Below are 3,236 nucleotides of genomic sequence, written 5' to 3' on the forward strand. Positions count from 1 at the left end.
GTGCTCTTTAACAATCCGGAACAAGCTGAAAATTGAAACGACATGTCGTTTTATTCTCCGCATAAATGAGAATAAAGACGCCATGTTCGAGTCTCTCAAATGCTTGCAGTCTGCAGTGAAACACTTGCGGGTTGTGAGGTTAAGTGACTAAGCGTACACGGTGGATGCCCTGGCAGTCAGAGGCGATGAAGGACGTGCTAATCTGCGAAAAGCGTCGGTAAGGTGATATGAACCGCTACAGCCGACGATGTCCGAATGGGGAAACCCAATGCACTTGTGCATTATCGTTAAGTGAATACATAGCTTAACGAGGCGAACCTGGGGAACTGAAACATCTAAGTACCCAGAGGAAAAGAAATCAACCGAGATTCCCCCAGTAGCGGCGAGCGAACGGGGAACAGCCCAGAACCTGAATCAGTTTGTGTGTCAGTGGAAGCGTCTGGAAAGTCGCGCGATACAGGGTGACAGCCCCGTACACGAAGATGCATGAACTGTGAGTTCGATGAGTAGGGCGGGACACGTGGTATCCTGTCTGAATATGGGGGGACCATCCTCCAAGGCTAAATACTCCTGACTGACCGATAGTGAACCAGTACCGTGAGGGAAAGGCGAAAAGAACCCCGGCGAGGGGAGTGAAACAGAACCTGAAACCGTGTACGTACAAGCAGTGGGAGCACCTTCGTGGTGTGACTGCGTACCTTTTGTATAATGGGTCAGCGACTTATATTCTGTAGCAAGGTTAACCGTATAGGGGAGCCGAAGGGAAACCGAGTCTTAACTGGGCGTTAAGTTGCAGGGTATAGACCCGAAACCCGGTGATCTAGCCATGGGCAGGTTGAAGGTTGGGTAACACTAACTGGAGGACCGAACCGACTAATGTTGAAAAATTAGCGGATGACTTGTGGCTGGGGGTGAAAGGCCAATCAAACCGGGAGATAGCTGGTTCTCCCCGAAAGCTATTTAGGTAGCGCCTCGTGAACTCATCTCCGGGGGTAGAGCACTGTTTCGGCTAGGGGGCCATCCCGGCTTACCAACCCGATGCAAACTGCGAATACCGGAGAATGTTATCACGGGAGACACACGGCGGGTGCTAACGTCCGTCGTGAAGAGGGAAACAACCCAGACCGCCAGCTAAGGTCCCAAAGTCATGGTTAAGTGGGAAACGATGTGGGAAGGCACAGACAGCCAGGATGTTGGCTTAGAAGCAGCCATCATTTAAAGAAAGCGTAATAGCTCACTGGTCGAGTCGGCCTGCGCGGAAGATGTAACGGGGCTAAACCATGCACCGAAGCTGCGGCAGCGACACTATGTGTTGCTGGGTAGGGGAGCGTTCTGTAAGCCGCTGAAGGTGGACTGTGAGGTCTGCTGGAGGTATCAGAAGTGCGAATGCTGACATAAGTAACGATAAAGCGGGTGAAAAGCCCGCTCGCCGGAAGACCAAGGGTTCCTGTCCAACGTTAATCGGGGCAGGGTGAGTCGACCCCTAAGGCGAGGCTGAAAAGCGTAGTCGATGGGAAACAGGTTAATATTCCTGTACTTGGTGTTACTGCGAAGGGGGGACGGAGAAGGCTAGGTTATCCGGGCGACGGTTGTCCCGGTTTAAGCGTGTAGGTGTGTGTTCCAGGCAAATCCGGAGCACTTTAACACTGAGGCGTGATGACGAGTCACTACGGTGATGAAGTAACTGATGCCCTGCTTCCAGGAAAAGCCTCTAAGCTCCAGGTAACACGAAATCGTACCCCAAACCGACACAGGTGGTCAGGTAGAGAATACCAAGGCGCTTGAGAGAACTCGGGTGAAGGAACTAGGCAAAATGGTGCCGTAACTTCGGGAGAAGGCACGCTGTCGTTAGGTGAAGTCACTTGCTGACGGAGCTGAAGGCAGTCGAAGATACCAGCTGGCTGCAACTGTTTATTAAAAACACAGCACTGTGCAAACACGAAAGTGGACGTATACGGTGTGACGCCTGCCCGGTGCCGGAAGGTTAATTGATGGGGTTATCCGCAAGGAGAAGCTCTTGATCGAAGCCCCGGTAAACGGCGGCCGTAACTATAACGGTCCTAAGGTAGCGAAATTCCTTGTCGGGTAAGTTCCGACCTGCACGAATGGCGTAATGATGGCCAGGCTGTCTCCACCCGAGACTCAGTGAAATTGAACTCGCTGTGAAGATGCAGTGTACCCGCGGCAAGACGGAAAGACCCCGTGAACCTTTACTACAGCTTGACACTGAACATTGAGCCTTGATGTGTAGGATAGGTGGGAGGCTTTGAAGCGTGGACGCCAGTCTGCGTGGAGCCAACCTTGAAATACCACCCTTTAATGTTTGATGTTCTAACCTGGCGCCGTGATCCGGCGTGGGGACAGTGTCTGGCGGGTAGTTTGACTGGGGCGGTCTCCTCCCAAAGCGTAACGGAGGAGCACGAAGGTCAGCTAATCACGGTCGGACATCGTGAGGTTAGTGCAATGGCATAAGCTGGCTTGACTGCGAGAGTGACGGTTCGAGCAGGTGCGAAAGCAGGTCATAGTGATCCGGTGGTTCTGAATGGAAGGGCCATCGCTCAACGGATAAAAGGTACTCCGGGGATAACAGGCTGATACCGCCCAAGAGTTCATATCGACGGCGGTGTTTGGCACCTCGATGTCGGCTCATCACATCCTGGGGCTGAAGTAGGTCCCAAGGGTACGGCTGTTCGCCGTTTAAAGTGGTACGCGAGCTGGGTTTAGAACGTCGTGAGACAGTTCGGTCCCTATCTGCCGTGGGCGCTGGAGAACTGAGGGGGGCTGCTCCTAGTACGAGAGGACCGGAGTGGACGCATCACTGGTGTTCGGGTTGTCATGCCAATGGCATTGCCCGGTAGCTAAATGCGGAAAAGATAAGCGCTGAAAGCATCTAAGCGCGAAACTTGCCCCGAGATGAGTTCTCCCTGAGACTTTAAGTCTCCTGAAGGGACGTTGAAGACGACGACGTTGATAGGCCGGGTGTGTAAGCGCAGCGATGCGTTGAGCTAACCGGTACTAATGACCCGTGAGGCTTAACCTTACAACGCCGGAAGTGTTTTGGCGTGAGAGACGCACGATATTCAGCTTGTTCGAAACGGATTGATTTATGTGGCTGCAGAAGCAGCGGCATGAATAAAACAGAATCTGCCTGGCGGCCTTAGCGCGGTGGTCCCACCTGACCCCATGCCGAACTCAGAAGTGAAACGCCGTAGCGCCGATGGTAGTGTGGGGTCTCC

2 rRNA genes are annotated in these 3,236 nt (G+C 53.2%); both read left to right on the forward strand.

The window, feature by feature from the left end:
- The first annotated feature begins 137 nt into the window (after nt 1–137).
- A 23S ribosomal RNA gene (locus ACSZO1_RS21625) occupies nt 138–3,040 on the forward strand.
- 107 nt (nt 3,041–3,147) lie between these two features.
- A 5S ribosomal RNA gene (gene rrf / locus ACSZO1_RS21630) occupies nt 3,148–3,236 on the forward strand; the annotation flags it as partial.

Origin of the sequence: Erwinia sp. V71 (genome assembly GCF_965644245.1) — a bacterium.
Lineage (GTDB): Bacteria > Pseudomonadota > Gammaproteobacteria > Enterobacterales > Enterobacteriaceae > Erwinia.